General features: G+C 72.2%; 23 protein-coding genes. 17 read left to right on the top strand and 6 right to left on the bottom strand.

Annotated elements, in window-relative coordinates:
- Nucleotides 1–48 precede the first annotated feature (48 nt).
- Nucleotides 49–915 carry an SCO6745 family protein gene (locus DJ476_RS02870; protein WP_103417220.1) on the bottom strand — a complete coding sequence of 289 codons (867 nt, stop codon included), beginning with the start codon at nucleotides 913–915 and terminating at the stop codon, nucleotides 49–51.
- A 157-nt stretch (nucleotides 916–1072) separates the two neighbouring features.
- Between DJ476_RS02870 and DJ476_RS02865 the strand changes: the two genes are divergently transcribed.
- Both DJ476_RS02865 and DJ476_RS02860 read left to right on the top strand, forming a co-directional pair.
- A complete protein-coding gene (locus DJ476_RS02865; protein ID WP_112489741.1) occupies nucleotides 1073–2035 on the top strand; it encodes a DJ-1/PfpI family protein in 963 nt (320 codons plus the stop codon).
- 69 nt (nucleotides 2036–2104) lie between these two features.
- Nucleotides 2105–2740 carry a DJ-1/PfpI family protein gene (locus tag DJ476_RS02860; protein WP_112489740.1) on the top strand — a complete coding sequence of 212 codons (636 nt, stop codon included), beginning with the start codon at nucleotides 2105–2107 and terminating at the stop codon, nucleotides 2738–2740.
- 68 nt (nucleotides 2741–2808) lie between these two features.
- On the opposite strand, the gene DJ476_RS02855 is transcribed toward DJ476_RS02860, so the two are convergent.
- The gene (locus tag DJ476_RS02855) at nucleotides 2809–3585 is read right to left on the bottom strand and encodes an enoyl-CoA hydratase/isomerase family protein (protein ID WP_112489739.1); all 777 of its coding nucleotides are present in this window, start codon (nucleotides 3583–3585) and stop codon (nucleotides 2809–2811) included.
- 80 nt (nucleotides 3586–3665) lie between these two features.
- Between DJ476_RS02855 and DJ476_RS02850 the strand changes: the two genes are divergently transcribed.
- Nucleotides 3666–4400 (top strand): HdeD family acid-resistance protein, encoded by a 735-nt coding sequence (locus DJ476_RS02850; protein WP_103417224.1) that lies wholly within the window; start codon nucleotides 3666–3668, stop codon nucleotides 4398–4400.
- Nucleotides 4401–4546: 146 nt separating this feature from the next.
- The gene (locus DJ476_RS02845; RefSeq protein ID WP_093749539.1) at nucleotides 4547–5002 is read left to right on the top strand and encodes an ATP-binding protein; all 456 of its coding nucleotides are present in this window, start codon (nucleotides 4547–4549) and stop codon (nucleotides 5000–5002) included.
- A 59-nt stretch (nucleotides 5003–5061) separates the two neighbouring features.
- On the opposite strand, the gene idi is transcribed toward DJ476_RS02845, so the two are convergent.
- The 4 genes from idi to galE all read right to left on the bottom strand — a co-directional run bounded on the left by idi (nucleotide 5062) and on the right by galE (nucleotide 9441).
- Entirely contained in the window at nucleotides 5062–5655 is a 594-nt protein-coding gene (idi, locus tag DJ476_RS02840; RefSeq protein WP_103417225.1) for an isopentenyl-diphosphate Delta-isomerase, read from the bottom strand.
- Between the two features lie 147 nt (nucleotides 5656–5802).
- Complete coding sequence (locus DJ476_RS02835) at nucleotides 5803–7068, bottom strand: GNAT family N-acetyltransferase (RefSeq protein ID WP_112489738.1); 1266 nt, start codon at nucleotides 7066–7068, stop codon at nucleotides 5803–5805.
- Nucleotides 7069–7351: 283 nt separating this feature from the next.
- On the bottom strand, nucleotides 7352–8293 hold the full coding sequence (locus DJ476_RS02830) for a cation diffusion facilitator family transporter (protein WP_103417227.1): 942 nt from the start codon (nucleotides 8291–8293) through the stop codon (nucleotides 7352–7354).
- Between the two features lie 158 nt (nucleotides 8294–8451).
- Nucleotides 8452–9441: a UDP-glucose 4-epimerase GalE gene (gene galE / locus DJ476_RS02825; protein WP_112489737.1), complete on the bottom strand. Its 990-nt coding sequence runs from the start codon at nucleotides 9439–9441 to the stop codon at nucleotides 8452–8454.
- Nucleotides 9442–9784: 343 nt separating this feature from the next.
- On the opposite strand from galE, the gene DJ476_RS02820 reads away from it, so the two are divergent.
- The 13 genes from DJ476_RS02820 to DJ476_RS02760 all read left to right on the top strand — a co-directional run bounded on the left by DJ476_RS02820 (nucleotide 9785) and on the right by DJ476_RS02760 (nucleotide 24510).
- Nucleotides 9785–11629: a DUF5941 domain-containing protein gene (locus tag DJ476_RS02820; protein ID WP_112489736.1), complete on the top strand. Its 1845-nt coding sequence runs from the start codon at nucleotides 9785–9787 to the stop codon at nucleotides 11627–11629.
- Nucleotides 11626–12363 carry a phosphocholine cytidylyltransferase family protein gene (locus DJ476_RS02815; RefSeq protein ID WP_070201938.1) on the top strand — a complete coding sequence of 246 codons (738 nt, stop codon included), beginning with the start codon at nucleotides 11626–11628 and terminating at the stop codon, nucleotides 12361–12363. Before DJ476_RS02820 ends, DJ476_RS02815 begins: the two co-directional genes overlap by 4 nt.
- Nucleotides 12351–13412 carry an iron-containing alcohol dehydrogenase family protein gene (locus tag DJ476_RS02810; protein ID WP_112489735.1) on the top strand — a complete coding sequence of 354 codons (1062 nt, stop codon included), beginning with the start codon at nucleotides 12351–12353 and terminating at the stop codon, nucleotides 13410–13412. Before DJ476_RS02815 ends, DJ476_RS02810 begins: the two co-directional genes overlap by 13 nt.
- Nucleotides 13390–14169, top strand: a complete 780-nt coding sequence (locus tag DJ476_RS02805; RefSeq protein WP_026238229.1) for a CDP-alcohol phosphatidyltransferase family protein — start codon at nucleotides 13390–13392, stop codon at nucleotides 14167–14169. Before DJ476_RS02810 ends, DJ476_RS02805 begins: the two co-directional genes overlap by 23 nt.
- Nucleotides 14170–14177: 8 nt before the next feature.
- A complete protein-coding gene (locus tag DJ476_RS02800; protein WP_103417230.1) occupies nucleotides 14178–15050 on the top strand; it encodes a glycosyltransferase family 2 protein in 873 nt (290 codons plus the stop codon).
- Nucleotides 15051–15151: 101 nt separating this feature from the next.
- Nucleotides 15152–16081, top strand: a complete 930-nt coding sequence (locus tag DJ476_RS02795) for an ABC transporter permease (protein ID WP_019767128.1) — start codon at nucleotides 15152–15154, stop codon at nucleotides 16079–16081.
- A complete protein-coding gene (locus DJ476_RS02790) occupies nucleotides 16074–16859 on the top strand; it encodes an ABC transporter ATP-binding protein (RefSeq protein WP_019767127.1) in 786 nt (261 codons plus the stop codon). The genes DJ476_RS02795 and DJ476_RS02790 overlap by 8 nt, the downstream gene beginning before the upstream one ends.
- 430 nt (nucleotides 16860–17289) lie before the next feature.
- Nucleotides 17290–18201 (top strand): squalene synthase HpnC, encoded by a 912-nt coding sequence (gene hpnC, locus DJ476_RS02785; RefSeq protein WP_103417231.1) that lies wholly within the window; start codon nucleotides 17290–17292, stop codon nucleotides 18199–18201.
- 29 nt (nucleotides 18202–18230) lie between these two features.
- Complete coding sequence (gene hpnD / locus DJ476_RS02780) at nucleotides 18231–19151, top strand: presqualene diphosphate synthase HpnD (protein WP_181006453.1); 921 nt, start codon at nucleotides 18231–18233, stop codon at nucleotides 19149–19151.
- Nucleotides 19152–19269: 118 nt separating this feature from the next.
- Nucleotides 19270–20655: a hydroxysqualene dehydroxylase HpnE gene (hpnE, locus tag DJ476_RS02775; protein WP_103417303.1), complete on the top strand. Its 1386-nt coding sequence runs from the start codon at nucleotides 19270–19272 to the stop codon at nucleotides 20653–20655.
- Complete coding sequence (locus DJ476_RS02770) at nucleotides 20652–21755, top strand: polyprenyl synthetase family protein (protein ID WP_103417232.1); 1104 nt, start codon at nucleotides 20652–20654, stop codon at nucleotides 21753–21755. The genes hpnE and DJ476_RS02770 overlap by 4 nt, the downstream gene beginning before the upstream one ends.
- 107 nt (nucleotides 21756–21862) lie before the next feature.
- Complete coding sequence (shc, locus tag DJ476_RS02765; RefSeq protein WP_112489734.1) at nucleotides 21863–23863, top strand: squalene--hopene cyclase; 2001 nt, start codon at nucleotides 21863–21865, stop codon at nucleotides 23861–23863.
- On the top strand, nucleotides 23863–24510 hold the full coding sequence (locus DJ476_RS02760) for a phosphorylase family protein (protein ID WP_112489733.1): 648 nt from the start codon (nucleotides 23863–23865) through the stop codon (nucleotides 24508–24510). Before shc ends, DJ476_RS02760 begins: the two co-directional genes overlap by 1 nt.
- Nucleotides 24511–24514: the final 4 nt, after the last annotated feature.

Genomic DNA, 24514 nt, shown 5'->3' with positions numbered 1-24514 from the left:
CCGGCCGCCGGAGCCCGGCACGACAGGCCGGAACCCCGGTCCCGGGGGTCAGCGCCCGGTCGCCTCGGACGGGAACGCGCCCGCCGCGGCGGCGGTGAAGAGGAAGCCGCGCCCCAGCTCCGTGAGCCGCTCCACCCCCTCCGCGCCGAGGTGTTCGTACGGGGCCCGGTCCATCCGGTCCGTCGCCTCCTCCACCTCCGCGCGCAGCGCCGTCCCCGCGTCGGTCAGCGCCAACTCCTCGCCCGCCGCCAGCAGTCCGCGCTCCCGCAGCCGCTCGGACCCGGCCTCCCAGTCGGTGCGGCGCCAGCCCCGGGAGGCGAGGATCCAGCCGATCGCCATGCCCTTGCCGGTCGCGGTGTGGCTGACCAGCGACTCCAGCGGGTCCAGCCCGGCCGCGAGCAGCGCGGCGAGGTGGGCGTCGCCCCGGTGTTCGCGCAGCAGGGTCGCGGCGTGCCAGAACGCCAGGTGCGGCTCATCGGGCACCGGCAGCTCGGCGTGGGCCGCGTAGAGCGGCCGGGCGTACGGGGTGCAGGCCTCGGTGGCCCGCAGGGCGAGCCGGGCCGCCTCCGCCATCTCCGCCGAGGCGATGGCCTCCTCGCCGAGCACCCGCCGCAGCGTGGCGTCCGCCGCCCGCCACCGGGCCTCGATCACCTGCTCGGGCGTGGCCACGGACCAGACGGCGGGCACGTGCCGGGCCACCAGAACGGGGTTGAAGTTGTAGAACGTGGCGGTGACGGTGCCCGCCCCCACCGCCCCGAAGGCGGCGGCACGCGTGGCGAAGTAGACGGCGCTCGGGTCGTCGAGGCCGAGCTTGCCCATCTCGGCGCCCAGGTCGGGGGAGAAGAAGAGGCACGAGTGCAGCGGGTTGACGGCGTTGTGACAGCGGCGTTCCGCGCGGGCCGGAAGAGTACTCATACCCGCACGCTACCGACTGGTCGGTACGGCACGTAACCCCGGGGAGCGGTCCGAGCACGCGGAACGGCCTGATGGCAGAAAGGGAACGCCGCGATGGCAGAAAAGGTGGGGAACTCGTCATTGCGGCCATCACCGCCCGCCGCCCAGGATGACAGCCGTGACCCAGCGAACCGTGCTCGTCGTCCTCTTCGACGGCGTCCAGAGCCTCGACGCCACCGGCCCGATGGAGGTCTTCGCCGGAGCCTCCCACGCTCCGGGCGTCTCCTACGAGCTGCGCACCGCCTCCCTCGACGGCGACCCCGTCCGGACGACCGCCGGGCTGACCCTGTTGCCCGACAGCAGCCTGGCCGAGGCACCCGTACCGCACACGCTGCTGGTCCCCGGCGGCCGGGGCACCCGGGACGCCCACCCGGAGCTGACCGAGTGGCTGCGGGCCCACGCGCCACGGGCCGAGCGGCTGGTCTCCGTCTGCACCGGGGCCCTGCTCCTGGCCCGGGCGGGCCTCCTGGACGGCCACCGGGTCACCACCCACTGGAACTACTGCGAACAGCTCGCCCGCGACTTCCCGCGGGTCCACGTCGACCCCGACCCCATCTTCGTACGGGACGGGAAGCTGGCCACCTCGGCCGGGGTCACCGCGGGCATCGACCTGGCGCTCGCACTCGTGGAGGAGGACCACGGACGGGAACTCGCGCTGACCGTCGCCCGCCACCTCGTCGTCTTTCTCCGCCGCCCCGGCAACCAGGCCCAGTTCAGCGCCCAGCTCAGCGCCCAGGTGGCCCGCAGCGAGCCGCTCCGGGAGGTCCAGCACTGGATCACCGAGCACCCGGACGCCGATCTCGGCGTCGAGGTCCTCGCGGCCCGCGCCCGGCTCTCGCCGCGCCACTTCGCCCGCGCGTTCCGGGCGGAGACCGGGACGCCCCCGGGGCGGTACGTCGACCGCGTACGCCTGGAGCACGCCCGCAGGCTCCTGGAGGACACCTCCGACTCCGTGGAACGGATCGCCCGCGCCAGCGGCTACGGCACCCCGGAGGCCATGCGCCGCGCCTTCGTGAAGGTCCTGGCTACGGCACCTGCGGAGTACCGCCGCCGCTTCCGCACGCCGATGTTCACCACCTGACCACCTGAACCCCTGACCACTCGGCCCGCGATCACGACCCGACCCGCCCCACCGACCGGAAGGCACCCCGTGCAGATCGCCATCACGCTCTTCGACCGCTTCACCGCCCTGGACGCGGTGGGACCCTACGAGATCCTCAGCCGAGCCCCCGCCGCCGAGGTCGTCTTCGTCGCCGAACGGACCGGCCCCGTCGCCAACGACACCGGCAGCCTCCACCTCGTCGCCCACAGGACCCTCGCGGAGGTGCCCTCCCCGGACCTGGTGATCGTGCCGGGCGGCCCCGGGCAGAGCGACCAGATGGAGAACGGGACCCTGCTCGGCTGGCTACGTACCGCCGACACCGCCACCACGTGGACGACCTCCGTCTGCACCGGGTCCCTGCTGCTAGCGGCGGCCGGACTGCTGGAGGGCCGCCGGGCCACCTCCCACTGGCTGGCGCTGGAGGCTCTGAAGCAGTTCGGCGCGGAGCCGACGGGGGAGCGGGTGGTCTTCGACGGCAAGTACGTCACCGCCGCCGGGGTCTCCTCCGGTATCGACATGGGGCTCGCCCTGCTCGGCCGGATCGCGGGCGACGACACGGCCCGCTCGGTGCAACTGCTCACCGAGTACGACCCGCAGCCGCCCTACGACTGCGGATCCCCGGAGAAGGCCCCGGCGGCGCTGGTGGAGCAGTGGCGCGAGAAGAGCCGGCACACGCCCCGGTAGGGCCCGCCGCGAACCGGGGCGTGGACCCCGTAGGACCCGATCGGCCGCGTGACCCAGTGGGCCCTGCATCACCCAGTAGGCTCCACGCTTCCCGTCGTGTACGTGAACTTCGGCTCCCGCCGCTCCAGGAAGGCGGCGACCCCCTCCGCGGTGTCGCCGCTGGAGCATGCCTCACCGGTCCAGTACGCGTCCCGGTCCCGCCGCCCCGCCGCGAACTCCTTGGCCGACGCCTGCGTGAGCTGGGAGCGTGAGGCCAGCACACCGGCGTACGCCGCCACCCGCCGGCCCAGGCCGCCGCCGTCCGGCAGCACTTCGTCCACCAGGCCGGTGCGCAGGGCCCGCTCCGTGTCGATCAGCTCGCCGGAGAAGAGCAGGTGCTTCGCCGTGGCCGGGCCGACCAGGGAGACCAGCCGCCGGGTGGAGGAGGACGCGTAGACGATGCCGAGCTTGGCGGGCGTCACGCCGAACAGGGCGCCCTCCTGCGCGAACCGCAGATCGCAGGCGGCCGCGAGCTGGCTGCCGCCGCCCACGCAGAAGCCGCGCACGGCGGCGAGCGTCGGCCGGGGGAAGGCGGCGAGCGCCTCCTCGGCCGCCACCGCGAGCGCCTGGGCCTCCCTGGCGCTCTCCCGCAGCGTGGAGATGTCGGCCCCGGCGCAGAAGGTGTCCCCGGCGCCCGCCAGCACCAGCACCCGGACCGCCGGGTCGGCGGCCAGCCGCTCCAGCAGCTCCGGCAGGCTGCGCCACATCGCGGCGGTCATGGCGTTGCGCTTGGCGGGGTGGCTGATCACGACGGTGGCGACACCGCCGTCGACGGAGCAGAGCAGCTGGGGTTCCGTACGGTCCATGCGCCGGATGCTATCCGTACGGTTCGAACCTATGATCAAGAAGGGGTCGCGAAGCGGACACGCACCGTGAGGAGCTGTCGATGAACGGACCGACCGCCGAAGGCCGTAAGCGCGGAGCCGCCAAGAGGGCCGGAAACGGCCCCGCCGCCGAGGGCAGAAAGCTCAGCCGCAGTTTCGGCTGGCTCGCTTTCCTCGGCACCCTGCTGGTGATCGCCGGCATCGTCGGCCTGATCTACACCGGGGTCGCCACCCTCACCTCGATGCTGCTCTTCGGCTGGTTGCTGCTGATCGGCGGTCTCGTCGCCCTGGCGCACGCGATCGAGTCGCGCGGCACCAACTACTTCTGGCTCGGTGTCGTGGTCGCCGCCCTCAACCTCGCCGCGGGCGTCGTGGTCATCCGCCACCCCGAGGGCACCGCCGAGGCGCTGACCATGTTCGCCGCGCTGCTCTTCCTGACCGGCGGGGTGTTCCGGCTGGTCGGCAGCGTGGTCGTCCGGGGCCCGCAGATGGGATGGACCCTGCTGCAAGGGGCCTTCGGGCTGCTGCTGGGTCTGCTGGTCCTGTTCGACTGGCCGCACAGCAGCCTGTACGTCCTCGGGGTCTTCTTCTCGCTGGCCCTGCTCTTCGACGGCCTCGGGCTCATCGCCATCGGGATCGGCGGCCGGCGCATCGTCAGCATGGTCTCGGACCGGCTCGAGGACCGGGGCGGCGACCGGCTCGGCGACCGGGGGGCCGGACGGGGAGCCGAACGGCTCGATGCACCCGCCCCGGCTACGGACAGTCCGCCCAAGGCCCCGGGAGACGGTCAGAAGTAGTCACCTACTCGGCAACTCCGCGCACCCTCGGTCGAATGGCGCCGATACGCAGCTACTTCCGATCAGTGGCACGGTACGGACCAAGCCATTCCCAACACTCTTTACTCGACGGTCAGTGCAATGCGAGTGAGAGCTGGTGCCGGACGATGGAGAGCCTAGGGAGCCCCCCTGCCGATCCCGTGTCGTACGAGGGGGTGTGGCGTTTCACCGCCCCCGCCGTCGATGTGTCCGTGCCTCGGGCCCGGCACGCCGTGCGCGACCTCCTCGGCCGCCAGGGCGTGCCGATCGAGGACGACATCCTGCAGGGGCTGCTGCTGATCGTCTCGGAGCTGGTCACCAACGCCGTCAAGCACGCGGCGCTCCTCTCGCCGGAGCTGGCGGTCGAGGTGGCCATCGGCGCCGACTGGGTCAGGGTCTCGGTCGAGGACAGCCACCCCTACCGCCCGACCGCGCTGGAGACGGACTACGCGCAGACGGGCGGTCGCGGGCTGCTGCTGGTCAAGGAGGTCACCGCCGAGGCGGGCGGCAGCTGCGACGTGGAGCACACCGCGAGCGGCGGCAAGATCATCTGGGCGGCGCTGCCGTTGAAGACGCAGCTCTGACCGCCCCGTACGGACACCGCCGACGGACTGTCCCCGCTGGGACACCGCCGACGCCCGGGTCACCAGCCCGCGGACGGCCCCGTCAGCTCACGGATCGCCGGGCGCGCCGCGTCCAGCACCGTCATGAACCAGGCCGAGAACGGCGCCTCGGCGTGCCGGTCCGCCAGCTCCGCCGCCGTCACGAAGGCCGTCTCCCCGACCTCCTCCGGGTCCGGAGCCGGCTCCTTCTGGGCCATCCCCACGAACAGGTGGTTGAACTCCTGCTCCACCAGGCCCGATGCCGGGTCCGGGTGGTTGTAGCGGACCGTGCCCGCCTCCGCGAGCAGCGAGGGCGCGATCCCCAGCTCCTCGTACGTACGCCGGGCGGCCGCCGCGAAGGGGGCCTCGCCCGGGTAGGGGTGCCCGCAGCAGGTGTTGGACCAGACACCGGGGGAGTGGTACTTGCCGAGCGCCCTGCGCTGGAGCAGCAGCCGTCCCTGCTCGTCGAAGAGGAAGACGGAGAAGGCGCGGTGCAGCTGCCCGGGGGCCTGGTGGGCCGCCAGCTTCTCCGCGGTGCCGATGGTGGTGCCGTTCTCGTCGACCAGTTCGAGCATGATCGCTTCTGCGGTGCCGTTCGACGAGCTGTGCGTCGCGGTGGCTGGTGTGGTCGGCATACCCATCCTTCGCTTTGGTCCCCGGCCTCGTGCGCCGGACCCCTCGAGTCCGGTCAAGTCTGCCGTACAAAAGCCGCTTGTCCGTACTTCGGGTCCGGGCATGTCCGCCCCGCCGCACAGGGTGCGCGCGGCGGGGCGGACGGTGTTTCAGACCCCGAAGGCGGCCGGATAACGGATCATGCCGGTCGGAACCGGGACGGAATCGTCCAGCACCAGAGCCATCATCGCCTCGTCCGGCACCTCGAAACCTGGCCGGATCCTGTAGGTGGAAGCGGGTACGCAACCGAAGCGCGCGTAGTACTGGGGATCACCGAGCACCACCACCAGCGCTTCCCCGCGCACCCGGGCCGCATCGAGCGCCGCCCGCACCACCGCCTGTCCGGCCCCCTGCCGCTGGTGGGCGGGCGAGGTGGCCACCGGGGCCAGCGCGAGCGCCGGGGCGTCCCCGATCCGGCACCGGGTCAGCAGCGCGTACGCCGCCACGGACCCGTCCGGTGCCTCCGCGACGTACGACAGCTCCGGCAGCCAGGCCCCGGCGTCGGCCCGCAGGGCGTCCACGAGGTCGGCCTCGTCCCGGGTCGGGAACGCGGCGGCGTTGACCGCGTGCACCGCCTCCCGGTCCGCGGCCGTCTCCGGCCGGGTGGTCCAGCGGGGGTCGGCCGGGCGGAGCACGTACGCGGCATAGCCGTACTCCGCGCCGCACGCACGCCGTACCGCCAGCTCCTCACGGGTGGCCGCGAGCGCCCACTCCATGCCGGGAGCCGCCGGACCGGCGCCCGCCACCCGCTCGGCGAGCGGTCCGTAGTACTCGTCCCAGTCGCTGTCGGGCTGGAGCAGCACCGCGTGGACCGTGCAGCCCGCCGCGACGGCCGCCGCCGTGGTCCCGGGCAGGGTGCGCAGGGAGCCGTTGCGGTCCCAGAAGGCGCGCGCCCCGGCCGAGGGCGCGTCGGTGGTCCAGACGCACTCGGAGATCACCATCGCGCCGCCGGGGGCCAGCAGCCGCTGCCAGTCGCGTACGGCGGTGGCGAAGCCGATGCAGTACGCCGACCCTTCGGCCCAGATCAGGTCGAAGGAGCCCGCAGGGAAGGCGGGGCCGGTGAGGTCGCCCATGTCGGCCCGGACCGTACGGATGCGGTCGCCCAGGCCGCGCGCGTCGGCCGCCTCACGCAGCTCGTCCAGGAACGGCTGGTGCAGGTCGACCGCGGTCACCTCGGCGCCTGCCTCGGCGGCGAGCAACAGGGAGGCACGGCCCGGACCGCAGCCCAGATCGAGGACGTGCGGACGGTCGGGGAGCGGACCGGCCAGGGCGAGCAGCCGACGCGTGGTGGCGTCGGAGCCGGGGCTCTGCCGGGGGAGACGGTGGTGCAGGGTGAAGAACGCCTCGGTACGCGAGGCGTCGGTGTTCTCGGTCAACGTGGGAAACCCTTGAGGTGTGAGGGTCCCGACTCGATCCGGAAGAGAGGTGAAGAAAGGCGGACCTAGCCGGAAACCCGGGAGATGAGGGAAGAACGATTGCTGCGCCGGGAAGGCGTCGTCGCGACCGTCATCAACCTCAGCTCCTCTCGAAAGGCCCCGTCGAAAAGGGTCTCGGCCCGTCCGGGATGTCCGCGTGAGAGTCGAACGTCTCAGCGAAATCACCATAGCACCGCCGCCGCACCCCCCCTCGGCCCTCAGCGGCAGCTCGGCCCTCCGGCCCTCAGTGGCAGAGACGCGCCTCGTGCTCCGCGTGACCGCTCGGCTCCAGCTGGAAGGTGCAGTGCTCCACGTCGAAGTGGTCCCCGAGGCAGCCCTGCAGCTCGTGGAGCACCTTCTCGTGCCCTATCGAGTCCAGCATCTCCTGGCGCACCACCACATGGGCCGAGAGCACCGGCATCCCCGAGGTGATCGTCCAGGCGTGCAGGTCGTGGACGCCGAGGACGCCGGGGAGCGCCATGATGTGGGCCCGTACCTCCGCCATGTCCACACCCTTGGGCGCCGCCTCCAGCAGCACGTTCAGGGTCTCCCGCAGCAGCTTCACCGTGCGGGGGACGATCATCAGGCCGATCACCAGGGAGGCGATCGGGTCGGCGGCCTGCCAGCCGGTCGCCATGATGATGCCCGCCGAGACGATCACCGCGACCGAGCCCAGGGTGTCCGCCATCACCTCCAGATAGGCGCCGCGCACGTTCAGGCTCTCCTTCTGCCCCCGCATCAGCAGGGAGAGGGAGACGATGTTGGCCACCAGACCGACGACGGCGAACATGATCGCCAGGCCGCCCTTCGTCTCGGCCGGCGTGATGAACCGGTCGACCGCCTCGAAGATCAGGAAGGCGCCCACGCCGAGCAGCAGCAGACAGTTGGCGAGCGCCGCCAGGATCTCGGCGCGGGCGAAGCCGAAGGTGCGGTTCGGCCCGGCCGGGCGGTTGGCGAAGTGGATGGCGAGCAGCGCCATCCCGAGCCCCAGGGCGTCGGTGGCCATGTGGGCGGCGTCCGCGATCAGGGCCAGCGAGTCGGAGAGCACCCCGCCGACGATCTCCATGACCATCACGCTCAGCGTGATCGTCAGGGCGACGCGCAGCCTGCCCCGGTAGGCGGCGGCCGCCGTTCCGGTCGGGGGCGGTCCGCCGTGCGTATGCCCGTGGTCGTGGCCAGCCCCCATGCGAAACGCCTCCAGGTCCCTGCGACAGCGCCGGGGCGAAACCGCCCGACGCGGCCCAGTGAACTACGGGTGGGGGGTATCGGGCAACACGGTACTGAACACCGTTGTCATATGCTCTGACCTGCGGAAACGTTCCGCAGGTCAGAGCGGTGGCGTGATCATTTACGGGTGCCGGGGCGGGCCTCCGGGTGACGCAGGCGCCACCCCTCCCACGCCGACTCCACCATCGAGCGGACGTCCCGGCGGGCCGTCCACCCCAGCTCCCGGACCATCAGCGCGTCCGACGCCACCGCCTTCGGCGCGTCGCCCGCCCGGCGCGGCTCCACCACCGGCTCCACCGGGTGTCCGGTCACCTCGCGGATCACGTCGATCAGCTCCCGTACCGAGACGCCCTCGCCCCGGCCGACGTTCAGCGTCAGATCGCCGCCGTCACGCCCGGCCAGCTTCCGCGCCACGGCGAGATGGGCCTCGGCCAGGTCCGCCACATGGATGTAGTCGCGGATGCAGGTGCCGTCGGGCGTCGGGTAGTCGGCGCCGAAGATCCGGGGGGCCTCGCCGCGCGTCAGCCGGTCGAAGACCATCGGAACGATGTTGAAGACCCCGGTGTCCGCCAGCTCGGGCCCGGCGGCGCCCGCCACGTTGAAGTACCGCAGACAGGCGGTGGAGATTCCGTGCGCCTTCCCGGCCGCCCGCACCAGCCACTCACCCGCGAGCTTGGTCTCCCCGTACGGGTTGATCGGCAGGCACGGCGTCTCCTCCGTGATCAGATCCACATCCGGTACGCCGTAGACGGCCGCCGACGACGAGAAGAGGAAGCGTCGCACACCCGCCGCGACCACGGCCTCCAGGAGCACGCCCAGCCCGGCGACGTTCTCCCGGTAGTAGAGCAGCGGCTGCTCCACCGACTCACCGACCTGCTTCTTCGCCGCGAGGTGCACCACGCCGCTCACCGCGTGCTCGGCGAGCACCCGGTCCAGCAGCGCCCGGTCCGCGATCCGGCCCTCCACCAGCGTGACGGCGTCCGGCAGCCGCTCCACGATCCCCGAGGAGCGGTCGTCGAGCGCCACGACCCGCTCTCCCGCCGCGACCATGGCCCGCGCCACGTGTGCCCCGATGTATCCCGCCCCGCCTGTGATCAGCCATGTCATGTCGGCCAGCCTAAGCGTCCCGCTCACCCCGTCCGTCAGCGTCCCGCCCATCCCATCCATCGCGCGGTTTGTGGGGCGGGGTACCGATCGTCGATGATGATCGCGGACGGAGCCGGGCCGATCATGGCCACCCGAACGGCGCACAAACGGGTGGTGAACTCGGCCTTCCGTACATCCGATAACCTCAGCCGACATGCCGCCGGCCCGCCTCGTGGCCGTGCTGCCGTGTGTCGTCCACCCCGTCAGTGCCAAGGAGTGAGTTCGTCTGTCGACCGCCATCCTCACCGGTACGCCGGTACCCGGCTCGTCGCTCGCGGACGACCTGCGGTCCCTGGGCTTCGACGTGCTCACCGCCGCCGACGCCGGTGACGCCGCAGCACTCCTCGCCGCCGTCCCGGCCGGCCGCCGGGTCGCCCTCGTCGACCCGCGCTTCGTGGGCCACGTCCACGCGCTGCGGCTCGGGCTGACCGACCCGCGCTTCCCCGCCGCCACTGTCCCCGGCGCGCTCACCGCCCAGGCGGAGGCCCGCCCGGCCCTGGTAGGCGCGCTCCAGCGCACCACCGCGGCGGTCGGTGCGGGCGCTCCCGCCGCCGAACCGGAAGCTGGGGCGGACGCCGCCCCGCAGACCGGCGCAGAGCCGATGACAGGCCAGACAGTCGGCCAGGCGACCGGTCAGTCGGCCGCCCCGGCGGCCGACCCGGCAGCCGAGGACCCCACCCTCCCCGGCCGCATCGCCGCAGCGCTGGAGGCCGAGGGCACCCCCGTCCACCGCCCCGCGCTCGGCTCCCTGGTCGCGGCCGTCCCCGCCGACGCCGAGCAGGAGGCCGCCGCCGTGGCCGGGCTCACCTCGGTCGACGACGAGGCGGTACGGCTGCGCAGCGCGGTCAAGGCCCACGACGGGTTCTTCACCACCTTCTGCATCAGCCCCTACTCCCGCTACATCGCCCGCTGGTGCGCCCGCCGGGGCCTCACCCCCAACCAGGTCACCACCGCATCGCTGGTCACCGCGCTCGTCGCGGCGGGCGCGGCGGCCACCGGAACCCGCGGCGGCTACATCGCGGCCGGGCTCCTGCTCCTGGTCTCCTTCGTGCTCGACTGCACCGACGGGCAGCTCGCCCGCTACTCGCTGCAGTACTCCACGATGGGCGCCTGGCTGGACGCCACCTTCGACCGGGCCAAGGAGTACGCGTTCTACGCGGGCCTCGCCATCGGCGCCGTACGCGGCGGTGACGACGTCTGGACCCTGGCGCTCGGCGCGATGGTCCTCCAGTCCTGCCGCCACGTCGTGGACTTCTCGTTCAACGAGGCCAACCACGACGCGGTCGCCAACACCAGCCCCACCGCCGCCCTCTCCAACAAGCTCGACAGCGTCGGCTGGACGGTCTGGGCGCGCCGGATGATCGTGCTGCCGATCGGTGAGCGCTGGGCCATGATCGCCGTGCTCACGGCCCTGACCACTCCGCGCATCGTCTTCTACGCCCTGCTCGTCGGCTGCTCCCTCGCCGCCTGCTACACCACGGCGGGCCGCCTGCTGCGCTCGCTGACCCGCAAGGCCCGGCGCACCGACCGGGCCGCGCAGGCCCTGGCGGACCTGGCCGACTCGGGACCGCTCGCCCAGGCCGTCGCCGCCGTCGCCCCCGGCCTCCGGGGCGCGTTCACGGTCCCCGCCGCGGCCCTGCTCGGGGCGCTCGTGATGGTCGGCTCGGCGCTCTTCCTCCGGTACGGCAGCTGGCTCACCGTCGCCGCCGCCGGGGTGTACGTGCTCCTCTCCGGCCTCGCCGTCGCCCGCCCGCTCAAGGGCGCGCTGGACTGGCTGGTGCCGCCGGTCTTCCGGGCCGCCGAGTACGTCACGATCCTGGTGCTGGCCGCGCGCAGTGACGTCCCCCACGCCGTTCCCGCGGCATTCGGGCTGGTTTCGGCCGTCGCCTACCATCACTACGACACGGTGTACCGCATCCGCGGAGGCACCGGCGCGCCGCCCGGGTGGCTGGTGCGGACGATCGGTGGACACGAGGGCCGCACCGCGCTGGTGGCCGTCCTCGCCGCCGTACTCACCCACGCCTCAGGTTTCACCACCGCGCTCACCGCCCTCGCGGTGGCCGTGGCTCTGGTGGTGCTCGTGGAGTCCATCCGCTTCTGGGTGTCCTCCTCGGCCCCCGCCGTACACGACGAAGGAGAACTCGCATGATCGGCCTCGTACTGGCAGCCGGTGCAGGACGACGTCTGCGCCCCTACACGGACACGCTCCCCAAGGCGCTCGTCCCTGTCGACGGCGACAAGACGGTCCTCGACCTCACCCTCGCCAACTTCGCGGCGGTCGGACTGACCGAGGTCGCGATCGTCGTCGGCTACCGCAAGGAAGCCGTCTACGCGCGCAAGGCCGAGCTGGAGGCCACCTACGGCCTCACCCTCACGCTCATCGACAACGACAAGGCCGAGGAGTGGAACAACGCCTACTCCCTGTGGTGCGCCCGTGACGTCATCAAGCGCGGCGTGATCCTCGCCAACGGCGACACCGTCCACCCGGTCTCCGTCGAGAAGACCCTCCTGGAGGCCCGCGGCCAGGGCCGGAAGATCATCCTCGCCCTCGACACCGAGAAGACCCTCGCGGACGAGGAGATGAAGGTCATAGTCGAGGAGGGCAAGGGCGTCCAGCGCATCACCAAGCTGATGGACCCGGCCTCCGCCACCGGCGAGTACATCGGCGTCACCCTCATCGAGGGCGAGGCCGCCGAGGAGCTGGCGGACGCGCTGAAGACCACCTTCGAGCGCGACCCCGACCTCTACTACGAGGACGGTTACCAGGAGCTGGCCAACCGCGGCTTCACCGTCGACGTGGCCCCCATAGGGACCGTGACCTGGGTCGAGATCGACAACCACGACGACCTGAAGAAGGGCCGTGAAATCGCGTGCCAGTACTGACCCGGCTCATTCCGTCCCCGGTCGTCGTCGACATCCGGCGCGGCGCCATGGACGATCTGGCGGGTCTCCTGGCCGATCAGCGGATCTCCTCCTCCGGCCGGCTGGCCGTCGCGATCAGTGACGGCTCCGGGCGCGCCCTCAAGGAGCGGCTCGCCCCGGACCTGCCGGGCGCCGACTGGTACCCCGTCTCCGACGGGACGATCGACTCCGCGGTGAAGCTCGCGGACGGCATCAAGGGCAACCGTTACGACGCCGTGGTGGGCCTCGGCGGCGGCAAGATCATCGACGTGGCGAAGTACGCCGCGGCGCGGGTCGGGCTGCCCATGGTCGCCGTCGCGACGAACCTCTCGCACGACGGCCTCTGCTCGCCGGTCGCCACGCTGGACAACGACAACGGGCGCGGCTCCTACGGGGTGCCCACCCCGATCGCCGTGGTCATCGACCTCGACGTGATCCGTGAGGCGCCCGTCCGGTTCGTCCGCTCCGGCATCGGGGACGCGATCTCCAACATCTCCTGTGTCGCCGACTGGGAGCTGGCCCACGAGGTCAACGGCGAGGAGATCGACGGTCTCGCGGCCGCGATGGCCCGCCAGGCCGGCGAGGCCGTGCTGCGCCACCCGGGCGGGGTCGGTGACGACTCCTTCCTCAAGGTGCTGGCCGAGGGGCTCGTGCTGACCGGCATCTCGATGTCGGTCGCGGGTGACTCGCGTCCGGCGTCCGGCGCCTGCCACGAGATCAACCACGCCTTCGACCTGCTCTTCCCCCAGCGCGCGGCCAGCCACGGCGAACAGGTCGGCCTCGGCGCCTGCTTCGCCATGCATCTGCGCGGTGCCCACCAGGAGTCCCTCCTGATGGCGTCGATACTGCGCCGCCACGGCCTGCCGGTCCTGCCCGAGGAGATCGGGTTCACCGTGGACGAGTTCGTCCGGGCCGTCGACTACGCGCCGCAGACGCGCCCCGGGCGCTTCACGGTCCTGGAGCACCTCAACCTGTCCACCGACCAGATCAGGGACGCGTACGCCGACTATGCCAAGACCATCAGTAGCTGAACTCCGCCCGGTCGTGCACCCGGCCGGGGTGAAGGACCGGCGCAGCGGCGAGCACTGGGCCGGGCGGCTGTACATGCGCGAGGTCTCCCTGCGGGTGGACCGCTACCTGGTGAACACCCGGGTGACGCCGAACCAGGTCACGTACGTCATGACCCTGGCCGCCGTCCTCGCCGCCCCGGCCCTCCTGGTGCCGGGCATCCCGGGCGCCCTGCTCGGTGTGCTGATGGTCCAGCTCTACCTGCTGTTCGACTGTGTGGACGGCGAGCTGGCCCGCTGGAAGAAGCAGTACTCGCTCAGTGGGATCTACCTGGACCGGGTCGCCGCCTACCTCTGCGACGCGGCGGTCCTCGTCGGCCTCGGCCTGCGCGCCGCGGACATCTGGGGCGAGGGCCGGACCGACTGGCTCTGGGCGTTCCTCGGCACCCTGGCCGCCCTCGGCGCGATCCTGATCAAGGCCGAGACGGACCTGGTCGGGGTGGCCCGGCACCAGGGCGGGCTGCCGCCGGTCAAGGAGTCGGCCTCCGAGCCGCGCTCCTCCGGCATGGCGCTGGCCCGCCGGGCGGCCGGGGCGCTCAAGTTCCACCGGCTGATCCTCGGGATCGAGGCCTCGCTGCTGATCCTGCTGGTGGCGATCGTCGACACCATCGGCGGCGACCTCTTCTACACCCGCCTGGCCACGGCCGTCCTGGCCGGGATCGCGCTGCTGCAGACCCTGCTGCACCTGGTCTCCGTCCTGGCGTCCAGCAGGCTGAAGTGACCCCAGCCATGAAACTGGGCGCGGTGATCATCACCATGGGCAACCGCCCGGACGAACTCCGCGCCCTCCTCGATTCGGTCGCCGCCCAGGACGGGGACCGGATCGAGGTCGTGGTGGTCGGCAACGGCGCCCCGGTCCCGGATCTCCCGCCCGGGGTGCGGACCGTGGAGCTGCCCGAGAACCTGGGCATCCCCGGCGGCCGCAACGCCGGCATCGAGGCGTTCGGCCCCTCCGGCGCCGAGGTGGACGCCCTGCTCTTCCTCGACGACGACGGGCTGCTCCCCAACCGTGACACCGCCGAACTGTGCCGTCGGGCGTTCGAGGCGGACCCGGGGCTCGGCATCCTCACCTTCCGGATCACCGACCCCGACACGGGCACCACCCAGCGCCGGCACGTGCCCCGGCTCCGGGCGGCCGACCCGCTGCGCTCCTCGCGGGTCACGACCTTCCTCGGCGGCGCCAACGCCGTACGCACCAAGGTCCTCGCCGAGGTCGGCCCGCTGCCCGAGGAGTTCTTCTACGCCCACGAGGAGACCGACCTCGCCTGGCGGGCGCTGGACGCGGGCTGGATGATCGACTACCGCGCGGACCTGGTGCTGCACCACCCCACCACGGCCCCCTCCCGGCACACGGTCTACCACCGCATGGTGGCCCGGAACCGGGTCTGGCTGGCCCGCCGTAATCTGCCCGCCCCGCTGATCCCGCTCTACCTGGGGGTCTGGCTGCTGCTCACCCTGGTCAGGCGCCCGTCGCCGCCCGCGCTGAAGGCCTGGTTCGGCGGTTTCCGGGAGGGCTGGTCGACGCCCTGCGGGCCCCGCCGCCCGATGAAGTGGCGTACGGTGTGGCGGCTGACGAGGCTGGGCCGACCTCCGGTCATCTGAGACTCTGTCCTCTGAGACCATGAGGCGTATTTTCTTTCCGGAACCTGTCCGCCTGAGCCGCGCCCGCGACTGGCTGCGCGTGAAGACGAGAGTTTCAACTTGTGAGTGACACGACCCACGACGGTGGGGTAGCCCTCGGGACCCCGCCGTCCGCCGACGAGGGCCTCGGCCCGGCTCAGCTGGCCGCCAAGTACGGCCTGACCGTGAGCGGTGCCCGGCCCGGGCTGTTCGAGTACATGCGACAGCTCTGGGGCCGGCGCCATTTCATCCTGGCCTTCTCCAGGGCGAAGCTGACCGCTCAGTACAGCCAGGCCAAACTGGGCCAGCTGTGGCAGGTGGTCACCCCTCTCCTGAACGCCTGTGTCTATTACCTGATCTTCGGACTGATCCTGGGGACCAGGGAGGGGATTCCCCACGACGTCTTCGTGCCGTTCCTCGTCACCGGCGTCTTCGTCTTCACCTTCACCCAGAGCTCCGTGATGGCGGGCGTCCGGTCGATCTCCGGCAACCTCGGACTGGTCCGGGCCCTCCACTTCCCCCGGGCCTCGCTCCCCATCTCGTTCTCGCTCCAGCAGCTCCAGCAGCTGCTGTTCTCGATGATCGTGCTGGTCGCGGTCGCCATCATCTTCGGCAGCTACCCCTCGCTGTCGTGGCTCCTGGTGATCCCCGCCCTGATCCTCCAGTTCGTCTTCAACACCGGCCTGGCCCTCATCATGGCGCGGCTCGGCTCCAAGACCCCCGACCTCGCGCAGCTGATGCCGTTCATCATGCGCACCTGGATGTACGCCTCGGGCGTCATGTTCTCCATCCCGGTGATGCTCAAGGACAAGCCGCAGTGGATCGCCGACGTACTGCAGTACAACCCGGCGGCCGTCTACATGGACCTGGTCCGCTTCGCCCTGATCGACGGGTACGGCTCCGAGAACCTGCCGGACCACGTCTGGGCCGTCGGTCTCGGCTGGGCCCTGCTGCTGGGCGTCGTGGGATTCGTGTATTTCTGGAAGGCAGAGGAACGGTACGGCCGTGGCTGAGGACAACACGCAGGGACGGACTCCCACGGTCATCGCCGATGACGTCCACATCGTCTACCGGGTCAACGGCGGTGGCGGCGGCCGGGGCAGCGCCACCGCGGCGCTGAGCCGGATGCTGCGCCGCGGCAAGGGCGAGCAGCGCGGGGTCAGGAAGGTGCACGCCGTGCGCGGCGTCTCCTTCACCGCCTACCGGGGCGAGGCCATCGGCCTCATCGGCACCAACGGCTCCGGCAAGTCGACGCTGCTACGGGCCATCGCCGGTCTGCTGCCGACCGAGTCCGGCCGGGTCTACACCGACGGCCAGCCCTCGCTGCTCGGTGTGAACGCGGCGCTGATGAGCGACCTGACCGGCGAGCGCAACGTGGTGCTGGGCGGCCTGGCCATGGGCATGTCCCAGGCCGAGATCCGCTCCCGCTACCAGGAGATCGTGGACTTCTCCGGTATCAACGAGAAGGGTGACTTCATCACCCTGCCGATGCGCACGTACTCCTCCGGCATGGCGGCGCGGCTGCGCTTCTCCATCGCCGCCGCCAAGAACCACGACGTCCTCATGATCGACGAGGCGCTGGCCACCGGTGACCACAAGTTCCGCATCCGCTCCGAGGAACGGATCCGTGAACTCCGCAAGGAGGCGGGCACCGTCTTCCTGGTCAGCCACAACAACAAGTCGATCAGGGACACCTGTGACCGCGCGCTCTGGCTGGAGAAGGGCGAGCTGCTGATGGACGGCCCCACCGAGGAAGTCCTCAAGGCGTACGAACGCGAGACGGGCAAGTAGTTTCCCAGCCACTGTGGCCTCCGCCGGACCGTTCCGGTGGGGGCCACAGCGATGTGCGGGGCGGCGCAGGGCGCGGTGAAGGCCACCCGCAGTACGCCTCCGGGGGTGATCTCCTCCCGGCGGATGACGTCAACCCGCCGACGTACGGAGAAGGTTGACGTGCGGCACCATGCCGCCGCCGCGGGCCGCTCCACCCCGCCGCACCCCTGTGAGCTGCACAACGTAGGCTGTAGCGGTGCTGATTCATGGCAAGTGGGGCGATACGCCCCCGGCGCTCCGCCCGCTGTGCCGCAGTGCACTCGGAAGAACGAGCGGCGTGTCCGAAAAGGGATGTTTTGGGTCAGCAGTGTAGAACGGGAGATGTGACGGCAATGACGGAAGATCTCCAGCTCCGACGTGGTTCCGCCGTCCCCGCGCCGGGCGGTCCGCAGTGACCTCCACCCCGCAGGCGCGCACCGGCGACGCCACCCTCGGCAAGGCCGCGGACGAGAACTTCCCCGTGGCCCCCTTCTTCCTGCCCCGCGCCTGGCGCGACGACCTGATGGCGGTCTACGGCTTCGCCCGGCTCGTCGACGACATCGGTGACGGCGACCTCGCCCCCGGCGGCGCCGACGCCCGCCACCTGGGCCTGGAGCCCGAGCAGAGCGACGACCGGCTCGCCATGCTCGACGCCCTCGAGGCCGACCTCCACCGGGTCTTCGCCACCACGGGCCAGGAGCCGCACCACCCCCTGATGAGCGCCCTGCGCCCCACCGTGCGGCGCCGCGCGCTCACCCCCGAACCCTTCCTCGGGCTGATCGAGGCCAACCGGCAGGACCAGAAGGTCCGCCGCTACGCCACCTACGAGGAGCTGGCCGCCTACTGCGAGCTCTCCGCCAACCCGGTCGGCCGCCTGGTCCTCGCCCTCACCGGCACCACCAGCCCGGAGCGGGTCCGCCGCTCCGACGCGGTCTGCACGGCGCTCCAGATCGTCGAGCACCTCCAGGACGTGGCCGAGGACCTCGCCCGTGACCGGATCTATCTGCCCGCCGAGGACATGGACCGCTTCCGTGTCACCGAGGCCGACCTGGCCCGGCCCACCGCCGGTGCCTCGGTCCGCGCCCTGATCGCGTACGAATCCGAACGTGCGAGCGGGCTGCTGAATGAAGGCACCCCGCTCGTGGGTAGCGTCGACGGCAGGCTCAGGATCCTGCTCGCCGGCTTCGTCGGCGGCGGACGCTCCGCCCTCACCGCGATCTCGACCGCCGGGTTCGACGTACTGCCGGGGCCGCCCAAGCCCACCAAGCCGAGCATGCTGCGCGAAGTCGCAGTCGTCCTGCGAAGAGCGCGTAGAGAGAGGTGAGCTTGACCGTGGAGGGACAGACGACGCACATGTCGCCGCCGGTCCAGGCCGCATACAGTTACTGCGAGGCCGTCACCGGGCAGCAGGCCCGCAACTTCGCCTACGGCATCCGACTGCTGCCGTACGAGAAGCGGCAGGCCATGTCGGCGCTGTACGCCTTCTCCCGGCGGGTCGACGACATCGGTGACGGCGAGCTGGACCCGGCGACCAAGCGGACCCGGCTGGAGAGCACCCGTGAGCTGCTCGACCGGATCCGGCACGGCAAGGTCGAGGAGGACGACACCGACCCGGTGGCCGTCGCCCTCGCGGACGCCGCCCGCCGCTTCCCGCTGCCGCTGGAAGGCCTCGACGAACTGATCGACGGCGTCCTGATGGACGTCCGCGGCGCCACGTACGAGACCTGGGACGACCTGAAGACCTACTGCCGCTGCGTCGCCGGTGCCATCGGCCGCCTCAGCCTCGGCGTCTTCGGTACGGAACCGGGGGCACCCGGCGCCGAGCGGGCCTCCGAGTACGCCGACACCCTCGGCCTCGCCCTCCAGCTCACCAACATCCTGCGCGACGTCCGCGAGGACGCCGGCAACGGGCGGACCTACCTCCCCGCCGACGACCTGGCCAAATTCGGCTGCTCCGCCGGTTTCCACCGCACCACCCCGCCGCCCGGCTCCGACTTCGCGGGCCTGATCCACTTCGAGGTCCGCCGGGCCCGGACCCTCTTCGCCGAGGGATACCGCCTGCTGCCCATGCTGGACCGTCGCAGCGGCGCCTGCGTCGCCGCCATGGCCGGGATCTACCGCCGTCTGCTGGACCGGATCGAGCGCGACCCGGAGGCCGTGCTGCGCGGCCGGGTCTCGCTGCCCGGCCACGAGAAGGCGTACGTCGCGGTGCGCGGCCTCTCCGGCCTGGACGCCCGCCATGTCTCCCGGCTGACCTCCCGGGGGCGAGCCTGATGCGTTCCGGCGGTTCCGGCGCCCGGTCAACCCTCGGGTGGCCGCACGCGTCCACGACTGCGACGATCTCTACCGGGACGCCCCGGCGACCGGTGACGGCCCGGCGAGAGGGGCAGACATGAGCGACGAGACACCGCGCCCCGTCGCGGTCGTCGTCGGCGGCGGGCTGGCCGGCATCACGGCGGCGCTCCGGCTGGCCGACGCCGGACTCGACGTGACCCTGCTGGAGGGGCGGCCCCGCCTCGGCGGACTCGCCTTCTCCTTCCAGCGCGGCGACCTCACCGTCGACAACGGCCAGCACGTCTACCTGCGCTGCTGCACCGGCTACCGCTGGTTCCTCGACCGCATCGACGGCTCCCACCTCGCCCCCCTCCAGGACCGCCTGGACGTCCCCGTCCTGGACGTCGGCCGCGCCGCCGGACCCCGCCTGGGCCGGATCCGCCGCACCGGCCTGCCCGTACCGCTGCACCTCGCCGGGGGGCTCGCCGCCTATCCGCACCTCTCCCTCGCGGAGAAGGCGAACGTCGGCCGCGCCGCCCTCGCGCTCGGCCGCCTCGACCCCGCCGACCCGGAGCTCGACCGCATCGACTTCGCCACCTGGCTGAAGCGGCACGGCCAGTCCGAGCGCACCGTAGAGGCCCTCTGGGACCTCGTCGGCGTCGCCACCCTCAACGCCACCGCGCCGAACGCCTCCATGGCGCTTGCCGCGAAGGTCTTCAAGACCGGCCTGCTCTCCGAGCCCGGCGCGGCCGACATCGGCTGGGCCGCCGTGCCCCTGGGCGAGCTGCATGACACCCTCGCCCGCAAGGCCCTGGACACCGCAGGCGTCCGCACCGAGCTGCGCGCCAAGGTGGGGTCCCTGACCCGCACCGAGGACGGCCGCTGGAGCGTCGAGACGGCGGGGGAGCGGCTCACCGCCGACACCGTCGTCCTCGCCGTGCCGCAGCACGAGACCCACGGCCTGCTCCCCGCGGGCGCGCTGGACGAGCCGGACCTGCTGCTCGACATCGACAACGCGCCCATCCTCAACGTGCACGTGATCTACGACCGCAAGGTGCTGCGCCGCCCGTTCTTCGCCGCCATCGGCTCCCCGGTCCAGTGGGTCTTCGACCGTACGCACTCCTCGGGGCTGAAGGGCCCCGGCCAGTATCTGGCGGTCTCCCAGTCCGCCGCCCAGGACGAGATCGACCTGCCCGTCGCCGAGCTGCGGGAGCGCTACCTCCCCGAGCTGGAGCGGCTGCTGCCCGCCGCACGCGGCGCGGGCATCCGGGACTTCTTCGTCACCCGCGAGCGCACCGCCACCTTCGCGCCCGCCCCGGGCGTCGGCCGGCTGCGCCCCGGACCCCGCACGCGCGCGGCCGGGCTGCACCTGTCGGGCGCCTGGACCGACACCGGCTGGCCCGCGACGATGGAGGGTGCCGTGCGCAGCGGCTTCCAGGCCGCCGACGCGGCCCTCCACGACCTCGGCCGCCCCCAAGGACATCCGCTGCAGGAGGCGGCATGAGCAGTACCACCGGAACAAGAGGAGAGTCAGTGACCCCGGCGAATCCGGCTTCCGACACCGTGGACCAGACCACGGACGTCACCGCGCTTCTGGAGCGCGGACGAGCCCTGTCAGCGCCGGTGCTGCGGGCCGCCGTGGACCGGCTGGCGCCGCCCATGGACACCGTCGCGGCCTACCACTTCGGCTGGATCGACGCCGAAGGGCGGCCCGCCGACGGCGACGGCGGCAAGGCCGTGCGCCCCGCGCTCGCCCTGCTGTCGGCCGAGGCGGCCGGCGCCCCCGCCGAGGCGGGCGTCCCCGGCGCCGTCGCCGTCGAACTCGTGCACAACTTCTCGCTGCTGCACGACGACCTGATGGACGGCGACGAGCAGCGCCGCCACCGGGACACCGTATGGAAGGTGCACGGCCCAGCCCAGGCGATCCTGGTCGGCGACGCGCTCTTCGCCCTCGCCTACGACCTGTTGCTGGAGCTGGGCACGGTCGAGGCGGGCCGCGCGGCCCGCCGGCTGACCTCGGCCACCCGCAAGCTCATCGACGGGCAGGCCCAGGACATCTCCTACGAGCACCGCGAGCGGGTCACCGTCGAGGAGTGCCTGGAGATGGAGGGCAACAAGACCGGCGCCCTGCTGGCCTGCGCGGTCTCCATCGGCGCGGTGCTCGGCGGCGCCGACGACCGCACCGCCGACACCTTGGAGGCGTACGGCTACCACCTGGGCCTCGCCTTCCAGGCCGTCGACGACCTGCTCGGTATCTGGGGCGACCCGGAGGCCACCGGCAAGCAGACCTGGAGCGACCTGCGCCAGCGCAAGAAGTCCCTCCCGGTCGTCGCCGCGCTCGCCGCGGGCGGCCCGGCCTCCGAGCGGCTCGGGGAGCTGCTCGCCGCCGACGCCAAGAGCAGCGACTTCGACAGCTTCTCCGAGGAGGAGTTCGCCGCCCGCGCGGCGCTCATCGAGGAGGCGGGCGGCCGCGAGTGGACCGCCCAGGAAGCCCGTCGGCAGCACGCGGTCGCCATCGAGGCGCTGCACGGTGTCGACATGCCGCACCAGGTACGGGCGCAGCTCACCGCGCTCGCGGACTTCGTGGTGGTGCGGAAGAGATGACCAGCACCCGTATATGACGCGCAGTCGCCGGCCGACGCCCCGACAGGGGCGTCGGCCGACGGAGACCCCAGCACAGCAGAGAAACCACTGCACGTAAGGGGAAGCTCATGACAGCGACGACCGACGGACCCGCCGGGGCCGCGAAACTCTCCGCGACCACGGCAGGACATCCCGACCGCACGACCCTCGCCCCGGACGAGGTGCTCGCCGCCGCCCGGCGGGCCGCCGAACGCTCCGTGGAGCACCTTCTCGGCAGACAGGACGAGCAGGGCTGGTGGAAGGGGGACCTCGCCACCAACGTCACGATGGACGCCGAGGACCTGCTCCTGCGCCAGTTCCTCGGGATCCAGGACCCGGAGACCACCCGGGCCGCCGCCCTCTTCATCCGGGGCGAGCAACTGGGTGACGGCACCTGGAACACCTTCTACGGCGGACCGAGCGACCTCTCCGCCACCATCGAGGCCTATGTGGCCCTGCGGCTGGCCGGGGACGCCCCGGACGAACCGCACATGGCCCGCGCCGCCTCCTGGATCAGGGAACAGGGCGGCATCGCGGCCGCCCGGGTCTTCACCCGGATCTGGCTGGCGCTCTTCGGCTGGTGGAAGTGGGACGACCTCCCCGAACTCCCGCCCGAGCTGATGTTCCTGCCCTCCTGGGTCCCCCTCAACATCTATGACTTCGGCTGCTGGGCCCGGCAGACCATCGTCCCCCTGACCATCGTCTCCGCGAAGCGCCCCGTGCGGCCCGCGCCCTTCGCCCTGGACGAGCTGCACACCGACCCGGCCCGCCCCAACCCGCCCAGGAAGCTTGCCCCGGCGGCCAGTTGGGACGGCCTCTTCCAGCGCCTGGACAAGGGGCTGCACCTCTACCACAAGGTCGCCCCGCGCCCGCTGCGCCGCATCGCCATGAACGTGGCGGCCCGCTGGATCGTCGAACGCCAGGAGAACGACGGCTGCTGGGGCGGCATCCAGCCCCCGGCCGTCTACTCCCTCATCGCCCTGCATCTCCTCGGCTACGACCTGGACCACCCGGTGATGAAGGCGGGCCTCGCCTCGCTGGACCGGTTCGCCGTGCACCGCGAGGACGGCGCCCGGATGGTCGAGGCCTGCCAGTCGCCCGTCTGGGACACCTGCCTGGCCACCATCGCCCTGGTCGACGGCGGACTCAGACCCGACCACCCGGCGCTGGTGAAGGCCGCCGATTGGATGCTGGCCGAGGAGATCACCCGGCCCGGCGACTGGTCCGTACGCAAACCCGAACTCGCCCCCGGAGGCTGGGCGTTCGAGTTCCACAACGACAACTACCCGGACATCGACGACACCGCCGAAGTCGTCCTGGCGCTACGCCGGGTCCGCCACCCCGACCCCGCCCGGGTGGAGGCCGCCATCGAGCGCGGGGTCCGTTGGAACCTCGGGATGCAGTCCCGCAACGGGGCCTGGGGCGCCTTCGACGCCGACAACACCAGCTCCTTCCCCAACCGCCTGCCGTTCTGCGACTTCGGTGAGGTCATCGACCCGCCGTCGGCCGACGTCACCGGCCATGTGGTGGAGATGCTCGCCGTCGAGGGGCGCGCCCAACACCCCCGTACGCAACGGGGCATCGAGTGGCTGCTCGCCGAACAGGAGGCGTGCGGCGCCTGGTTCGGGCGCTGGGGCGTCAACTATGTCTACGGGACGGGGTCGGTGGTCCCTGCGCTGGTCGCCGCCGGACTGCCCGCCGCCCACCCCTCGATCCGCCGGGCGGTGGAGTGGCTGGAGTCCGTGCAGAACGACGACGGCGGCTGGGGCGAGGACCTGCGCTCGTACCGGGAGGAGAAGTGGATCGGGCACGGTGAGTCCACCGCCTCCCAGACCGCCTGGGCCCTGCTCGCCCTGCTGGCGGCCGGCCGCCGCGACAGCGTCGCCGTCACCCGCGGGGTCACCTGGCTGACCGAGGCCCAGCAGGCAGACGGCTCCTGGGACGAGCCGTATTTCACCGGCACCGGCTTCCCCTGGGACTTCTCCATCAACTACCACCTCTACCGTCAGGTCTTCCCCCTCACGGCACTCGGGCGCTACGTGTACGGCGACCCGTTCGCCGACCGTACGGGCGCCGCCCAGGGCGTCTGATGGTGGGCGCACCGGGGCCCGCGAGCCCCCAAGCGCCGCTGCTGGTCGCCTGCGCGCTGGGCATCGAGCAGGTGGCCCTGCGCAGCGGCAGGCGTCCCGCGGGCCCGGTGCGGGTCCTGCGGACCGGAATGGGCCCCCGGGCGGCGGAGGCGGCCGTGGCGGCCGCTCTCGCCCCCGGTGGCGCACCGGAGGCCGCCGTCATCGCCTCCGGCTTCTGCGCGGGCCTCGCCCCCGGGATGCACCCCGGGGACCTGGTCGTCGCGGAGGAGACCCGGGACGCGGACGGCGTCACCCCCTGCACCGGCACCGGGCTGCTGGTCGCAGCCCTGGCCCGGGCCGTCCCCGGCGCCACTGTCCACACCGGCCCCCTGACCGGCTCCGACCACGTCGTACGCGGCCCCGAGCGGGCCGCGCTGCGGGCCACCGGGGCCGTCGCCGTGGACATGGAGTCCGCCGCCACACTGCGTACCGCCCTGTGCCACGGCCCGCGCCCGGTTGCGGCCGTCCGGGTGGTCGTGGACGCTCCAGAGCATGAGCTCGTCCGTATCGGCACGGTCCGCGGTGGAATATCGGCCTTCCGTGTTCTCCGTGCCGTCCTTCCCGCTTTCTACGAATGGCACCGATCTTTACTGCTCCCCAGGAGGTGAGCCA

Origin of the sequence: Streptomyces bacillaris (genome assembly GCF_003268675.1) — a bacterium.
Classification (GTDB): domain Bacteria; phylum Actinomycetota; class Actinomycetes; order Streptomycetales; family Streptomycetaceae; genus Streptomyces; species Streptomyces bacillaris.
Note: the sequence above shows the minus strand (reverse complement) of the source record. Positions and strands in the feature narration are given on the sequence as shown.